Origin of the sequence: Amycolatopsis mongoliensis (assembly GCF_030285665.1) — a bacterium.
In the GTDB taxonomy this organism is placed as follows: domain Bacteria; phylum Actinomycetota; class Actinomycetes; order Mycobacteriales; family Pseudonocardiaceae; genus Amycolatopsis; species Amycolatopsis mongoliensis.
Genome location: NZ_CP127295.1, coordinates 4,877,530 through 4,890,845, shown reverse-complemented (window position 1 = coordinate 4,890,845; position 13,316 = coordinate 4,877,530). Strand labels below are relative to the sequence as shown.

Sequence of the window (13,316 nt, the reverse complement as noted above, 5' to 3'; positions counted from 1 at the left end):
CGATGAAGATCACCGCGGACACCGGGAGCTGTGTCGCGTCCGGACAGTGCGTGCTGCTCGCGCCCGGGACGTTCGACCAGGACGAGGACGCCGGCACCGTCGTGCTGCTCGCCGACGAGCCGGCGGACGGCGAGGAGGACGCGGTCCGGCAGGCGGAGCTGACCTGCCCGGCCGCCGCGATCCGCCTTTCCGGCGCGTAGGCGCGCTCGCGTCCGGTTTGCCGGTTAGCCTGCTCGGATGACGGAACAGGCCGGCCGGCGGCGGGACGCGGCCGCGACGCGGCGGGCGTTGCTGGACGCCGCCGCGAAGCTGTTCGCCGAACGCGGCTTCGACCGGACGACCGTGCGGGACATCGCCAAGCTGGCCGGGGTCAACCAGTCGCTGCTCTTCCGCTACTTCGGCAGCAAGGAGGCGCTCTTCGAGGCGGTGATGGCCCACGGCGGGCGGGAGCACCTGGCGGCCACCACCCCGGAACGGCTCTTCGGCGCTTCGCTGCGGAGCATGCTCGAACCCGCGGATTCGGGACGGCGCAACCCGGCGCTCGAGACGTACCTGCGCTCGACCGGCAGCGACAGCGCGGCCGCCGCGATCCGGCGTGAGGTGGGCGAGGAGTACGCGCGGGCGCTCGCCACGCTCACCGACGCGCCGGACGCCGAGCTGCGTGCCGACCTCGCCCTGGCCTGGCTGCTGGGCATCGGCCTGGTCCGCGAGATCACCGGCACGGAACCCCTGGCGAGCGCCGACCCCGAGCACGTCGGCCGGCTCGTGATCACCGCCGTCCGGACACTGCTGGAGCGCACCGAATAACCGGTCGACAGCGGGCCTACGGTCGGGACCATGGCGACCTTCCCGACCGCGGCGACCGAAGCCGAGGCCGGCGCGCTCACCCGTGAAAGCCTGCTGCCCGCGGTGACGACGCTGCTGGGCCGCGACGACGTCGTCCCGTTCACCGAGGGTTCGCTGCCGGTGTACGCCGTCGGCGACGACCTGGTGCTCAAGCTGTACCCGCCGGTGTACCGCGACGAGCTCACCACCGAGCGCACGATGCTCGAGGTGCTGCACGGAGTTCTGCCGGTGCCGGAACCGGTGCGGTCCGGCGAGCGCGACGGCTGGGGTCACCTCCTGATGACGCGCCTGCCCGGGCGGACGCTCGAGGAGGCCTGGCCTTCACTGTCCACTGAGGACAAGCAGCGGCTGATGCCCCGGCTGGGCGGGCTGCTGGCCACGCTGCACGCGGTCGACGACGCCCGCCTCGAGGTCCTGGCGCCGAAGGACTGGACGGAGTTCGTCGCGGGTCAGCGGGCGAAGGTCGTCGACCACCACCGGCGGACCGGCCTGGCCGAAGCGTGGGTGGCGCAGATCCCCGCATTCCTCGACACGGTCGGCCTGGACGCACCGCCGGTCGTGCCGCTGCACACGGAGTTCATGCGCGACCACGTCATGGTCGGCCCGGACGGCCGCGTCACCGGGGTGTTCGACTTCGAGCCGGCGATGCGCGGCGCGGCTGAGTACGACTTCGTGGCGGCGGGGTTGTTCGTCTCGAGCGGCGACGGCGGCCTGCTGCGCCGGCTTCTCGACGGTTACGGCCAGCCGATCGACCCCCGCCGTTGCCTCGCGTACGCGCTGCTGCACGTCTACAGCGACTTCACCTGGTACTTCGACGTCATGCCGGCGCCTCCCGAGCCCACCCTGGACGCCCTGGCGACGGCCTGGTGGGGCTCAGGGCAAGGCGCACCGGAGTAGCTCCGCCAGGTGCACCGGTGTCCGGCCGGACTCCTGGGCGATCTGCGTCCGGCAGCTGAAACCGTCCGACACCACCACCGTGTCGTCCGGCGTCGCGCGGATCGCCGGGAGCATCCGGTCCTCCGCGACCGCCTTCGACACCTCGTAGTGGCCGCGCTCGAAGCCGAAGTTGCCCGCCAGGCCGCAGCACCCCGAATCCAGCGTCGTGTTGCGCACCCCGGCCGCGGCGAGCGCCGACTCGTCCGCGCCGAAGCCGAGGACCGCGTGCTGGTGGCAGTGCACCTGCGTGATCGCGTCGACGTCCAGGGCCGCGAACGGGATCGGGGCTCGCTCCAGCAGTTCCGCGAACGTGAACGTCCGGGACGCCAGCAACGCCGCACGCTCGTCGCCCGGCAGCAGCGCGGGCAGGTCGCCGCGGAACAGGGCCGTGCAGCTCGGTTCCAGCCCGGCCACCTCGTAGCCCTCTTCGAGATAGGGCGCGAGCACGTTCAAAGTCCGGTTCAGGACGCGGCGCGCGACGCCGAGCTGGCCCGTCGACACCCATGTCAGTCCACAACAGACTCCGCGGTCCGGCAGCACGACGTCGTAGCCCGCCGCGGTCAGGACTTCGTGGGCCGCGTCGAGCACCGAGGGCGTCAGGTAGTTGTTGAACGAGTCCGGCCACAGGACGACGCGACGCTCCCCCGAAGCCCGGCGCCGCAGATCCGCCCGTGAAGACGTGAACGGCGAAGGCGCGAACGAAGGCAGCGAGCGTTCCGGCGCGATCCCGCCCAGCCGTTTCACCAGGCCCGCCAACCGAGAACGCCCCACGGCGTTGGCGAGCCGAGGCGCGCGGGCGCTGACCCGCAGCCACAGCGGCAGCCAGCCCATCGAGTAGTGCGACGCCGGGCGCAGCCGCCGCCGGTAGTGCTGGTGCAGGAACTCCGCCTTGTACGTCGCCATGTCGACGTCCACCGGGCAGTCGGACAGGCATCCCTTGCAGGACAAGCACAGATCCAAGGCGTCGTGGACTTCGGCAGAGCGCCAGCCGTCCGTGATCACTTCGCCGTTGATCATCTCGGCGAGCAGGTGCGCCCGCCCGCGCGTCGAGTGCTGCTCCTCGCGGGTGGCGCGGTAGCTCGGGCACATCACGCCGCCGCCACCGGTGTTGCGGCACTTCCCCACGCCGACGCAGCGCCGCATCGCCTGCCCGAAACTCCCGCGGTCTTCCGGGTACCCGAGGAAGACACTGTCCTCGAACGAGGGCGAAGTGGCCCGTACGCGCAAGTCGGCGTCGACGGCCCGCGGCGCCACCAGGATGCCGGGGTTCATCCGCCCCGCCGGGTCGAAGATCGCCTTGAACCGCCGGAAGAGGTCCATCATCTCCGGGCTGTACATCCGGGACAGCAGCTCGGACCGCGCCTGGCCGTCACCGTGTTCGCCGGACAGCGAACCGCCGTGCGCCGCGACGAGGTCCGCGGCCTCCTCCAGGAACCGCCGGAAGTCCGCCACGCCGGAAGCGGACAGCAGGTCGAAGTCCAGCCGCAGGTGGAGGCAGCCTTCGCCGTAGTGGCCGTAGACCACGCTGCGCCGGCCGTGCGCCCGCATCAGCTCCTTGAACTCGCGCAGGTACGCGCCGAGCCGCTCGGGCGGGACGGCCGCGTCCTCCCAGCCCGGCCAGGCTTCCGACCCGTCCGCGAGCCGGGTCGCGAGCCCCGCGCCCTCCTCGCGGATGCGCCACAGCCCGCGTTGCGCGGCCGGGTCGTCCACGATCGCGAACCCGGTGAGCTCCAGCGACGCCGCCAGCGCGCGGGCCCGCTCGGCCGGGTCGTCGCCGGCCAGCTCGACGAACAGCCAGGCCCCGCCCGGCGGCAGGTCGCCCGCGCGGCCGGGCAGCATCGCGACGAGTTCGGCGTCGACGCCCTCGACGGTGAGCGGCGACCACGGCAGGATCGACGGCACGGCGTCGGCCGCGGCGATGTCGGACGGGAAGCCCAGCACCGCCAGCACGCGACGAGCCGGCAGCTCGGCCAGCTCGACCGTCGCTTCGAGGATCGTGACGCAGGTGCCCTCCGAGCCGACGAGCGCCTTCGCGACGTCGAACCCGTTCTCCGGCAACAGGTGTTCGAGCCCGTAGCCGGAGACGCGCCGCGGCCACGTCGAAAGTTCTTTGCGCAGCAACGCCAGGTTGTCGCGCACCAGCGCGCGCAGCTCGTCGAAGATCCGGCCTTCCGTCGGCTCGTCGCGCCCGACCCGCAGCCGCGTGCCGTCGTAGAGCAGGACGTCGAGCGAGCGGACGACGTCGACCGTGCGCCCCCACGCCACCGAGTGCGAGCCGCACGCGTTGTTGCCGATCATCCCGCCGAGCGTGCAGCGGCTGTGCGTCGACGGGTCCGGGCCGAACCGCAGCCCGTGCGGCGCGGCGGCCGCCTGCAGGTCGTCGAGCACCGTCCCGGGCAGCACCCGCGCGAGCCGGGTGCCCGGATCCAGCGAGAGCACCCCGCCGACGTGGCGCGAGGTGTCGATCACCAGGCCCGGCCCGCACGCGTTCCCGGCGACGCTCGTGCCACCGCCGCGGGCGATCACCGGCAGGTCGCGGGCGCGGGCCTCGGCCACCGCGGCGATGACGTCGTCGACGGTCTCCGGCAGCACCACGCCTCGCGGCACGTGGCGGTAGTTGGACGCGTCGGTCGTGTACAGCGCGAGCGTGGCGGCGTCGGTGAGGATCTCCACGCCCCCATTCAAGTCGACGGACGGCGTCCGTACCTCTCCAGCCGGGTATGTCCGAAACCACAGTCCGTGTGCCATCGTGGGCGCGTGACGGCAAAGGAGCACGTCGCCGAGTACAGCGCGGTGCTGGGCGAGCTGCTGCACGAGCGCGAAAAGCTGCTCGGCACGCTCGATCGCGTCGCCGCGCTGCACGGGACCGCGCGCCTGGTCCGGGAGACGATCGGCGCGAAGGCCGGGTTCGTCGCGGAGCTCGACCAGCCCGGGCTCGCCGTGATCCGCTGGATGTCCGGCACCCGGACGGACTCGCTGCAGGACCTCGAAGTGCCCGTCGGCCAGGGCATCGGCGGGCGGGTGCTGGCCCTGGGCCGTCCGGTGCGGGTCACCGACTACGTCAGCTCGCCCACGATCACCCACCAGTTCGACGCCCAGGTGCGCGGGGAGGGCCTGGCCGCGATGCTGGCCGTCCCGATCGTCGCGCGCGGCGAGACCGTCGCCATCGCCTACGCGGCCATGCGCGAGCCCGCCGACTTCGGCGACGACGCCGTCCGGCGGATGGAAGAGGTCGCCTGCCAGGCCGGGACGGCGCTGCAGCTGGCGAAGGTCGCCGAGACCGACCGGACGGCCGCGGTGGCCGGTGAACGCCTGCGGATGCAGAGCGCCCTGCACGACTCGGTCGGCGCCCTGTTGTTCTCCATCGGCGTCCAGGTGCGCGACCTGCACGAGGACGTCCGTGAGCACCCCGGCCTGGAGGCGCGGCTGCGGCGGCTGGAGGGGGACGTCTCGGCGGCGGCCGGTGCCTTGCGGGAGTCGCTGCTGGCGCTGTCGGAGTCCAGCCCGGAGCGGGCGCTGCCGGTCGAGCTGGCCGAGCACTGCCGCTCGTTCCAGGCGCGCTGCGGCGTCCCGGCCCGGTTCGTGCAGCTCGCGGCGGTGCCGCCGCTGGACGCCGAACGGACCGCGTTGCTGGTGGCCGCGGTCCGCGAGGGGCTGCTCAACGTCGAGAAGCACGCCCGGGCGTCCTCGGTGATCGTCAGCCTGCTGCCCAGCGAGGACGGGGTCCAGGTGGTCGTCGCGGACGACGGCACCGGAGCGGAGGCCGCCCCCGGCACGGGCATGGGCCTGCGCACGCTGTCCGGGCGCGCCGCGCGGCTCGGCGGCCGGGTCAGCCTGGTCCGCGACGAGGACGACGGCTGCACCCTGCGCGCCTGGGTGCCGCTGGTGCGGCCATGACTCCCGCGACGGTGTTCGTCGTCGACGACCACCCGGTGGTCCGCGACGGCGTGACCCTGCTGCTGCGCTCGGACCCGTGCCTGAGCGTCATCGGGTCCGCGGAGTCCGGGCGGCTGGCGATCGAGCGGGTGGCGGCGCTGGCCCCGGACCTGATCCTGCTCGACCTGCGCCTGCCGGACATGCTCGCGCCGGAGGTCGTCACCGAGCTGCGCCGGGTCCACCCGGACGGGAAGATCGTGGTGTTCACCGCGCACGGCGACCACCAGGGCGTGCTGGCCGCGCTGGAGTCGGGGGCGCACGGCTGCCTGCTCAAGGACGCCGCCGGGGCGCAGCTGGTGACCGAGCTGCGGCGGGTGCTGCGCGGCGAGCGCGTCGTCGACCCGCGGATCCTGCCCGACGCCGGGCAGCGGTCGGACGCGCTGGCCCGCAGCGGCCTGACGCGGCGGGAGTACGAGGTGCTGCGGCTGGCCGCGCAGGGGCAGACCAACCCGGAGATCGCGGAGTCGACGGGGCTCGCGCGCAACACGGTGAAGACGTACCTGCAGTCGGCGCTGCACAAGCTGGGGGCGCGCAACCGCGTCGAGGCGATCGGCAAGGCCAGCGAGGCCGGGCTGCTGTGAGATCCTCCCCCGGGTGACGATCGACCTGCACGCGCACAGCACGGCCTCAGACGGGACGACGCCGCCCGCCGCGCTTCCGCGGCTGGCCGCCGAGGCCGGGCTGACGGTGCTCGCGCTGACCGACCACGACACCTTCGCGGGCCTGGCCGCCGCTTCCGCCGCCTCGGACATCGAACTCGTCGCCGGCGTCGAGATCTCGTGCCGCCTCGACGACGCGGAGGTGCACCTGCTCGGCCTGTTCGTCGATCCCGGGCACGCGTCGCTGGCCGCCGAGCTGGAGCTGATCCGCACCGACCGGGCCCGCCGCGCCGTGCGGATGGTCGAGCGCTGCCGCGAGCTGGGCGCGCCGATCACGCTCTCGCAGGTGCGGGAGATCGCCGCGGGGGCGCCGCTCGGGCGGCCGCACATCGCCGCGGCGCTGGCCGCCGTGGGCATCACCGACGCCTTCACGTCCGACTGGATCGCCGACGGCGGTCGCGCCGACGTCCCCAAGCACGTGCTGTCCACAGTGGACGCGATCGCGCTGGTCCGCGCGGCCGGGGGTGTCGCGGTGCTGGCTCATCCGCGGTCGGTGAAGCGGCGCGCGTCGGTCTCCGACACTCAGCTGGCCGGTCTCGCTTCCGCCGGCCTCGCGGGTGTCGAGGCCGACCACCCGGAGCAGCCACCGGAGGTCCGCACGCGCCTGCGCGAAGTGGCCACGGACCTGGGCCTGCTCACCACGGGCTCGAGCGACTTCCACGGCGACCGCAAGCCGGTCCGCCTCGGCGAGCACACGACTTCCCCCGAGGTCCTCGCCGCCCTCCGCTCCCACCGGTCGTGAGTGTTTAGGAGGGTTAGAACCCTCCTAAACACTCACGACCAGCCGCGGTAGGGAGCTTCGCCGTGTCCGTTTCGTGTCCCGCGGGGTCTCCAAGTGGGGGTGTCCGAGAGCCGCGCCTGATCGCAGGATGACCGCCACCGACGGTGACTCACGTCACACGAGTGGAGGAGGCCTCTTGCGCCCTGGAGTGAGTCCGTGCTGACCGTGCGTGGTCTGCGGGTGCGGTACGGCCGGTCGACGGCCGCCCTGCACGGCGTCGACCTCGACGTCTCCGCCGACGGCGTCCTCGCCGTGCTCGGCAGCAACGGCGCCGGGAAGTCCACCCTGCTGCGGGCCGTCTCAGGCACCCTCCGGATGCACCGCGGCGCGATCTCGGCCGGCGAGATCCGCTACGACGGCCACGCGCTCGGCAAGCTCGACCCGGCCCGGATCGTCCGGCTCGGCGTCGTCGGCGTGCCGGAGGGGCGGCAGATCTTCGCCCGGATGACCGTCGAGGAGAACCTGCGGGCCGGCGGCATCGGAGCGCGCACGGCGGCCGAACGCACCGTCGCCCGCAAGCGGGTCGACGAGCTGTTCCCCGTCCTGAACGCACGCGCCAAGCAGCGCGCCGGCCTGCTGTCCGGCGGTGAGCAGCAGATGCTGGCCATCGGCCGGGCGCTGATGTCCGCGCCGCGGCTGCTGCTGCTCGACGAGCCGTCGCTGGGGCTGGCGCCGAAGGTCGTCGAGCAGATCGGCCGGACCGTCCGGGAGATCCACGAGCAGGGCACCGCCGTGGTGCTGGTCGAGCAGAACGCCGTGATGGCACTCGGCGTCGCCGACCACGCCGTCGTGCTGGAGGTCGGCCGGGTCGCCCTGGCCGGGACGGCGGCCGAGCTCGCCGCCAGCCAGGACGTCCAGCGGCTCTACCTGGGCGGGCACGCCGAGTCGCAGGAGACCGCCGACGCCGAGGCGGAGACCGCGCGCGAACGCCTCGCGGGCCGGACGCTGTCGAGGTGGGCCGGATGACGCCGCCGGAGCTGCCGGTGCCGGCCGAGGCTTCGCCTCGGGCCGGGGGCTTCGCCACCCGGACCCCCGAAAAGCTGTGCGTCGAAGGCGTTTCCCTGCGGTTCGGCGGGATCCGCGCGCTCGACGACGTCTCGTTCACCGTCGCCCCCGGCTCGCTGCACGCGCTGATCGGGCCGAACGGCGCCGGGAAGTCCAGCTGCTTCAACGTGATCAGCGGCCTCTACCGGGCCAACGCCGGCCGCGTGCGGCTCGGCGAAACCGACCTCACCGGGCTCGCCCCGCACAAGCTCGCCGGGCTCGGCGTCGGGCGGTCCTTCCAGAACGCCGCGCTGTCGGCCGGCTCCACCGTGCTCGACAACGTCATGCTCGGACGCCACGCGCTGACCCGCGGCGGGTTCCTCGCTGCCGGGCTCCGGCTGCCGTGGACGGTCCGCGCCGAACGCCGGCACGCCGAACGCGCCCGCGAGATCTGCGCGTTCCTCGGCCTCGACGCGGTCGTCGACGCTCCGGTCGGCGCACTGCCCTACGGCGTCGTCAAGCGCGTCGACCTCGCCCGGGCGCTCGCCGTCGAGCCGGTGCTGCTCCTGCTCGACGAACCCGCCGCCGGGATGAACGCGGCGGAGACCGCGGAGCTGGCCGGCACGATCAGCGGGATCCGCGCCGAGCTGGGCATCTCGATCCTGCTCGTCGAGCACGACATGGGCCTGGTGATGGGCATCGCCGACCGGGTCACGGTGCTCGACTTCGGCCGCCGCATCGCCGACGGCACCCCGGCGCAGGTCCAGGCCGACCCGGACGTCATCAAGGCTTACCTGGGCACGGAGGCGGCGTGAACACATTCCTGCAGCTCACGGTGAACGGGCTCGGCAAGGGCGCGGTGTTCGCGCTGCTGGCGCTGGGGTTCGTGATCATCTTCAAGGCCACCGAAGTGGTCAACTTCGCGCACGGCTCGCTCGTGCTCTTCGGCGGCTACCTCGTCGTGGTGACACGGGACGCGCTGGGCTGGGTGGGCGCGTCCCTGGCCGGCATCGTTTCGGCGGGGCTGCTCGGCCTGGTCGTGGAACGGCTGCTGCTGTCCCGCTCCCGGCACGCCGACGCGAACAGCCTGGCCCTGCTCACCATCGGCGTCGACGTGATCGTCACCGAGGAGATCGTGCGCCGCCTCGGGGTCACGCTCCCCTTCCTCGGCGGCGCCTGGGACGCGAAGCCGTTCCAGCTCGGCGGGATCACGCTGTTCCGCACGCACCTGGTCGCCCTCGGCGTGGCCGCGGTGCTCATCACGGCGTTCTGGCTGGCTTTCAAGTACTCGAACTGGGGCGTGGCGATGCGGGCGCAGGCGGAGAACCGCGAAGCCGCCGCGCTGATGGGCATCCGCAGCTCCCGCGTCACCGCGACGGCCTGGCTGGTCGCCGGCCTGCTGGCCGGGGTGGCCGTGCTGTTCATCGCGACGCAGGACTTCTCCGGCGCCGGGCTTTCGCGCGGGACGCACTCGATCGCGCTGGCGGCCTTTCCCGCGGCGATCCTCGGCGGCCTCGACTCGACGGCGGGCGCGGTGGTCGGCGGCCTCGTCGTCGGGCTCGTGGAAGCGCTGTCCGCGCAGTACGTCTCGTTCGACTTCTCGAAGAGCGCGGTGTTCCTCGTGATGCTGGTGGTCCTGGTGGTGCGGCCCTCGGGGCTGTTCGGCACGAGGGAGCGAACCCGTGTCTGAAAGCGCCGTGTCCGAAGTGGACAGCCCGCCCGCGGCCGGCGAGCCGCCGGTCAAGCCGCACCGCGACCTGGCGAAGCTGGTGCGCGGGGCCGCGTGGCTCGTGCTGCTGGTCGTCCTGCTCGCCCTGCCGCTCTACCTCGACGCGGCCTGGCTCAAGGCCGGGCAGTACATGATGATCGGCGGGGTCGGCGCGATCGGGCTGACGCTTGTGGTCGGGCAGGCCGGGCAGCTTTCGCTGGCGCACGCGTTCTTCCTGCTCGCCGGCGGCACGGCCTACACCGTGCTCTCCGGGCCCACCGGCGACGACCGCGTCGTCGGCTTCGGCCTGGACCCCGGCCTGTCGCTGCTCGGCGCGGTGGTCGTCTCGGCACTGCTGGGCCTGGCCTTCGCACCGGTGGCCGGGCGGCTGCGCGGGATCTACCTCGGCGTCGCCTCGCTGGCGCTGGTGTTCCTCGGCCTCTACTTCGGGCAGTCGGCCGAGGAGCTCACCGGCGGGACGTCGACCGGGCGCGCCCCCGCGCCGTTCTCGCTGTTCGGCTTCCCCTTCACCAACGACGGCCCGCAGATCACGCTGCTCGGCGTGCCGATCCAGCAGGCCGAGCGCACGTGGTACCTGTTCCTGCTGCTCACCGTGCTGGCGTTCGTGATCGCGCGCGGCGCCGTCCGCGGCCGGGTCGGCCGGTCGTGGCGCGCGGTGCGCGACAACGAGGCCGCGGCCGCGGTGATGGGGGTCAGCGTGCTGCGCGCCAAGGCGGGCGCGTTCGCCGTATCGTCGGCCTACGGCGGCCTCGCCGGCGCGATGACCGTGCTGTGGTTCGACATCCTCAAGCCGGACGAGAGCGAGTTCGGCACCTACGGCATCAACGTGTCCATCGCCTACCTCGCGATGGTCATCATCGGCGGGCTCGGCTCGGTCCCCGGCGCGCTGGTCGGCGCGCTGATCGTCAACGGCCTGCCGCAGGTCCTCGCCCTGTACTCCGCCGACCTCGGCTGGTTCTCCGGCACCGGCGACGGCGCGCTGACCCCGATCCTGGTCAGCTCGTTCGTCTACGGCGCCGCGATCATCCTCGTCGTGCTGTTCGAGCCGGGCGGCCTCGCCGCGATCGGCCGCCGGATCACGCAGAAACGTCTTCGCCGTCAACCCGGTCAACCCGCGGAGGAACCATGAAACGCACACACCTGGCGGTGACGCTGGCGGTCGTCCTGACCCTCGCCGGCTGCAGCACGAAAGCGGGCGACTCGGGCTCGTCGGGCTCGGACAGCTCGGGCGTCAAGACCGGCAAGGGGGTGACCGCCACCGAGGTGACGCTCGGCGTGATGACCGACAAGTCCGGCGTCTTCAAGAACCTCGGCCTCGGCGTCACGCAGGGCAACGAGCTGTGGGCCAAGGACTTCAACGCCGCCGGCGGCGTCTGCGGACGGCAGGTGAAGCTCGAAGAGGTCGACCACGGCTACAAGGCCGACACGGCGAAGACGCTGTACCCGCAGATCGAGCCGAAGGTGCTCGGGTTCGTGCAGCTGCTCGGCTCGCCCGTCGTCGCCGCGCTGAAGCAGAACCTGGCGACCGACAAGGCCGTCGCCGCGCCCGCGTCGTGGTCGTCGGAGCTGCTCGACAACCCGTACGTGATGATCGTCGGCACCACCTACGACGTGGAGATGATCGACGGCCTGGCGTACCTGCAGGAGCAGGGGCAGCTCAAGGACGGCGACACGATCGCGCACGTCTACATCGACGGCGAGTACGGCAAGAACGGCCTGCGCGGTTCGCAGTTCTACGCGAAGAAGCACAACCTGACGGTCAAGGAGGTGAAGATCACCTCGACCGACAGCGACCTCACCAACGTCGTCACCGGCCTCAAGGGCGCCGGGGTGAAGCTGATCGCGCTGACCACCACGCCCGCGCAGACCGGGTCCGCCGTCGCTGCGAACAAGGCGCTCGGGCTGAACGTGCCGGTGCTGGGCAACAACCCGACGTTCGACCCGGCGCTGCTCAAGAGCCCGGCCGCCGGGGCGCTCGACAAGCTCACGATCGTCGCCAGCAGCGTGCCGTTCTCGGCCGACCTGCCGAAGGCCAAGGACGTCGCGGCGAAGTACAAGGCGGCGTACAAGGAGACGCCGAACGGTGGTGTTCCCTACGGTTACGCCGTCGGCGAGGTGTGGGGCGCGGTGCTGAAGAAGGCCTGCGACAACAAGGACCTGACCCGCGACGGCATCGCCGCGGCGCTCAAGCAGACGACGTCGGCGAACACCGACAACCTGGTCGCGGCGCTCGACTTCTCCAAGCCGGGGACGCCGGCGACGCGCCAGGTGTACGCGGCGACCCCGGACGCCACCGCCGAGGGCGGCGTCCGGTACGTCAAGCCGCTGTTCGAAGCGCCCGAGGCTAAGGAGTACGTGGCGCCGCACCAGAAGTGAGCCGTCGCCCGGCCAGCGCGGCCGCCTCGTGCAGCGGGGTGGTCGCGTTGGCCTGCGCGGCCTTCAGGAGGTCCTCGACGGTCCGTTCGATCGTCTCGACCCGGGCGAGCGCGGCGTCGTGGTCCAGGCCCTCCGCTTCGCGCGAGAGCGTGTAGAGGATCCCGCCCGCGCTCGCCACGTAGTCCGGGACCCACAGGACACCGCGGGCGGCGAGGTCGTCGGCGACGGCGTCGTCGGTGAGCTGGTTGTTGGCCGGGCCGACGACGAGCGGCGTGTCGAGCCGGGCCACCGTCTCGGGGCTCAGCACCCCGCCGATCGCCGCCGGGATCACCACATCGGCGGTCAGGGTGAGCGCTTTCTCGGGCTCGACCCAGGTCAACCCGCCGCTCTCGGCGTCGGCGCGCTTCGCCGGGTCGATGTCGGAGACGACGACGTCGGCACCGCTCGCGTGCAGGCTCGCCGCGAGGTGTGCGCCGACCGAGCCGTAGCCGCTGATCACCACCCGGCGGCCGGTCATGTCCGGCGAGCCGAGCGCGGCTCGCAGGGCGGCCAGCACACCGACGGCGGTCGGGCCGCTGGAGGAGCCGGTGCCGCCCGCGGACTCGGGCGTGCAGAACGCGAACGCCGAGACCTCGCGCAGCACCAGCATGTCGGCCGGGCCGGTGCCCACGTCCGGGCCGGCCAGGTAGGTGCCACCGAACTCGGCGACCAGGTCGGCGTGGTCGAGCAGGACGTCCCGGCGCTCCTCCGGCGAGAGGACGCGGCCGGGCTCCAGCGCGATGACGCTCTTGCCGCCGCCGAACGCGAGCCCCGCGACGGCGCACTTCGCCGTCATCGCGGCCGACAGGCGCAGGACGTCGTCGACGGCCCGGGTGAGGTCGGCGTAGGGCTTCAGGCGACAGCCGCCGACGGCCGGGCCGAGGGCGGTCGAATGGATCGCGACCATCGTGGTGACGCCGGATCGACGGCCACGCCGGGCGACGAGCTGTTCATGTGCGGTCATACCGACTGAAGTTAGGGTGAACGTCGACACTGTCGACATGTCGCCGAACGAAATTCGGCACGACCC

13 protein-coding genes are annotated in these 13,316 nt (G+C 72.9%); 11 read left to right on the top strand and 2 right to left on the bottom strand.

Translation table 11 applies throughout. From position 1 onward, the window contains the following. The first annotated feature begins 2 nt into the window (after positions 1 to 2). Genes QRX60_RS23905 through QRX60_RS23895 form a run of 3 tightly spaced genes read left to right on the top strand, consistent with a single transcriptional unit; the run spans position 3 to position 1,743 of the window. Entirely contained in the window at positions 3 to 200 is a 198-nt protein-coding gene (locus QRX60_RS23905) for a ferredoxin (RefSeq protein ID WP_286003001.1), read from the top strand. 37 nt (positions 201 to 237) lie between these two features. Next, complete coding sequence (locus QRX60_RS23900; protein WP_286003000.1) at positions 238 to 807, top strand: TetR/AcrR family transcriptional regulator; 570 nt, start codon at positions 238 to 240, stop codon at positions 805 to 807. 30 nt (positions 808 to 837) lie between these two features. Then, complete coding sequence (locus QRX60_RS23895) at positions 838 to 1,743, top strand: phosphotransferase family protein (RefSeq protein WP_286002999.1); 906 nt, start codon at positions 838 to 840, stop codon at positions 1,741 to 1,743. Here the strand turns inward: QRX60_RS23895 and QRX60_RS23890 are convergent. Next, complete coding sequence (locus QRX60_RS23890) at positions 1,720 to 4,455, bottom strand: FAD-binding and (Fe-S)-binding domain-containing protein (RefSeq protein ID WP_286002998.1); 2,736 nt, start codon at positions 4,453 to 4,455, stop codon at positions 1,720 to 1,722. The two genes, QRX60_RS23895 and QRX60_RS23890, sit on opposite strands and share 24 nt — an antisense overlap. Before the next feature lie 84 nt (positions 4,456 to 4,539). Here QRX60_RS23890 and QRX60_RS23885 point away from each other — a divergent pair, with 84 nt between their 5' ends. The 8 genes from QRX60_RS23885 (at position 4,540) to QRX60_RS23850 (ending at position 12,247) form a co-directional block, all read left to right on the top strand. Next, positions 4,540 to 5,679, top strand: coding sequence for a GAF domain-containing sensor histidine kinase (locus QRX60_RS23885; protein ID WP_286002997.1), 1,140 nt, complete (start codon positions 4,540 to 4,542; stop codon positions 5,677 to 5,679). Next, on the top strand, positions 5,676 to 6,299 hold the full coding sequence (locus tag QRX60_RS23880; RefSeq protein WP_286002996.1) for a response regulator: 624 nt from the start codon (positions 5,676 to 5,678) through the stop codon (positions 6,297 to 6,299). The genes QRX60_RS23885 and QRX60_RS23880 overlap by 4 nt, the downstream gene beginning before the upstream one ends. A gap of 13 nt (positions 6,300 to 6,312) precedes the next feature. Further along, positions 6,313 to 7,119: a PHP domain-containing protein gene (locus tag QRX60_RS23875; RefSeq protein ID WP_286002995.1), complete on the top strand. Its 807-nt coding sequence runs from the start codon at positions 6,313 to 6,315 to the stop codon at positions 7,117 to 7,119. A 195-nt stretch (positions 7,120 to 7,314) separates the two neighbouring features. Next, on the top strand, positions 7,315 to 8,124 hold the full coding sequence (locus QRX60_RS23870; RefSeq protein WP_286002994.1) for an ABC transporter ATP-binding protein: 810 nt from the start codon (positions 7,315 to 7,317) through the stop codon (positions 8,122 to 8,124). Beyond that, entirely contained in the window at positions 8,112 to 8,957 is an 846-nt protein-coding gene (locus QRX60_RS23865; RefSeq protein WP_286002993.1) for an ABC transporter ATP-binding protein, read from the top strand. The genes QRX60_RS23870 and QRX60_RS23865 overlap by 13 nt, the downstream gene beginning before the upstream one ends. Continuing rightward, a complete protein-coding gene (locus tag QRX60_RS23860) occupies positions 8,954 to 9,832 on the top strand; it encodes a branched-chain amino acid ABC transporter permease (RefSeq protein ID WP_286002992.1) in 879 nt (292 codons plus the stop codon). The genes QRX60_RS23865 and QRX60_RS23860 overlap by 4 nt, the downstream gene beginning before the upstream one ends. A 67-nt stretch (positions 9,833 to 9,899) precedes the next feature. After that, entirely contained in the window at positions 9,900 to 11,000 is a 1,101-nt protein-coding gene (locus QRX60_RS23855; RefSeq protein WP_286003681.1) for a branched-chain amino acid ABC transporter permease, read from the top strand. Next, positions 10,997 to 12,247: an ABC transporter substrate-binding protein gene (locus QRX60_RS23850; protein WP_286002991.1), complete on the top strand. Its 1,251-nt coding sequence runs from the start codon at positions 10,997 to 10,999 to the stop codon at positions 12,245 to 12,247. The genes QRX60_RS23855 and QRX60_RS23850 overlap by 4 nt, the downstream gene beginning before the upstream one ends. Here the strand turns inward: QRX60_RS23850 and QRX60_RS23845 are convergent. Next, the gene (locus QRX60_RS23845; RefSeq protein WP_286002990.1) at positions 12,216 to 13,250 is read right to left on the bottom strand and encodes a Glu/Leu/Phe/Val dehydrogenase dimerization domain-containing protein; all 1,035 of its coding nucleotides are present in this window, start codon (positions 13,248 to 13,250) and stop codon (positions 12,216 to 12,218) included. The genes QRX60_RS23850 and QRX60_RS23845 overlap by 32 nt on opposite strands. Positions 13,251 to 13,316: the final 66 nt, after the last annotated feature.

Bases quoted from the DNA above. Each gene is read 5' to 3' on its own strand.
- QRX60_RS23905 (WP_286003001.1), top strand. From the start codon at position 3: ATGAAGATCACCGCGGACACCGGGAGCTGTGTCGCGTCCGGACAGTGC.
- QRX60_RS23900 (WP_286003000.1), top strand. From the start codon at position 238: ATGACGGAACAGGCCGGCCGGCGGCGGGACGCGGCCGCGACGCGGCGG.
- QRX60_RS23895 (WP_286002999.1), top strand. From the start codon at position 838: ATGGCGACCTTCCCGACCGCGGCGACCGAAGCCGAGGCCGGCGCGCTC.
- QRX60_RS23880 (WP_286002996.1), top strand. From the start codon at position 5,676: ATGACTCCCGCGACGGTGTTCGTCGTCGACGACCACCCGGTGGTCCGC.
- QRX60_RS23850 (WP_286002991.1), top strand. From the start codon at position 10,997: ATGAAACGCACACACCTGGCGGTGACGCTGGCGGTCGTCCTGACCCTC.
- QRX60_RS23845 (WP_286002990.1), bottom strand. From the start codon at position 13,250: ATGACCGCACATGAACAGCTCGTCGCCCGGCGTGGCCGTCGATCCGGC.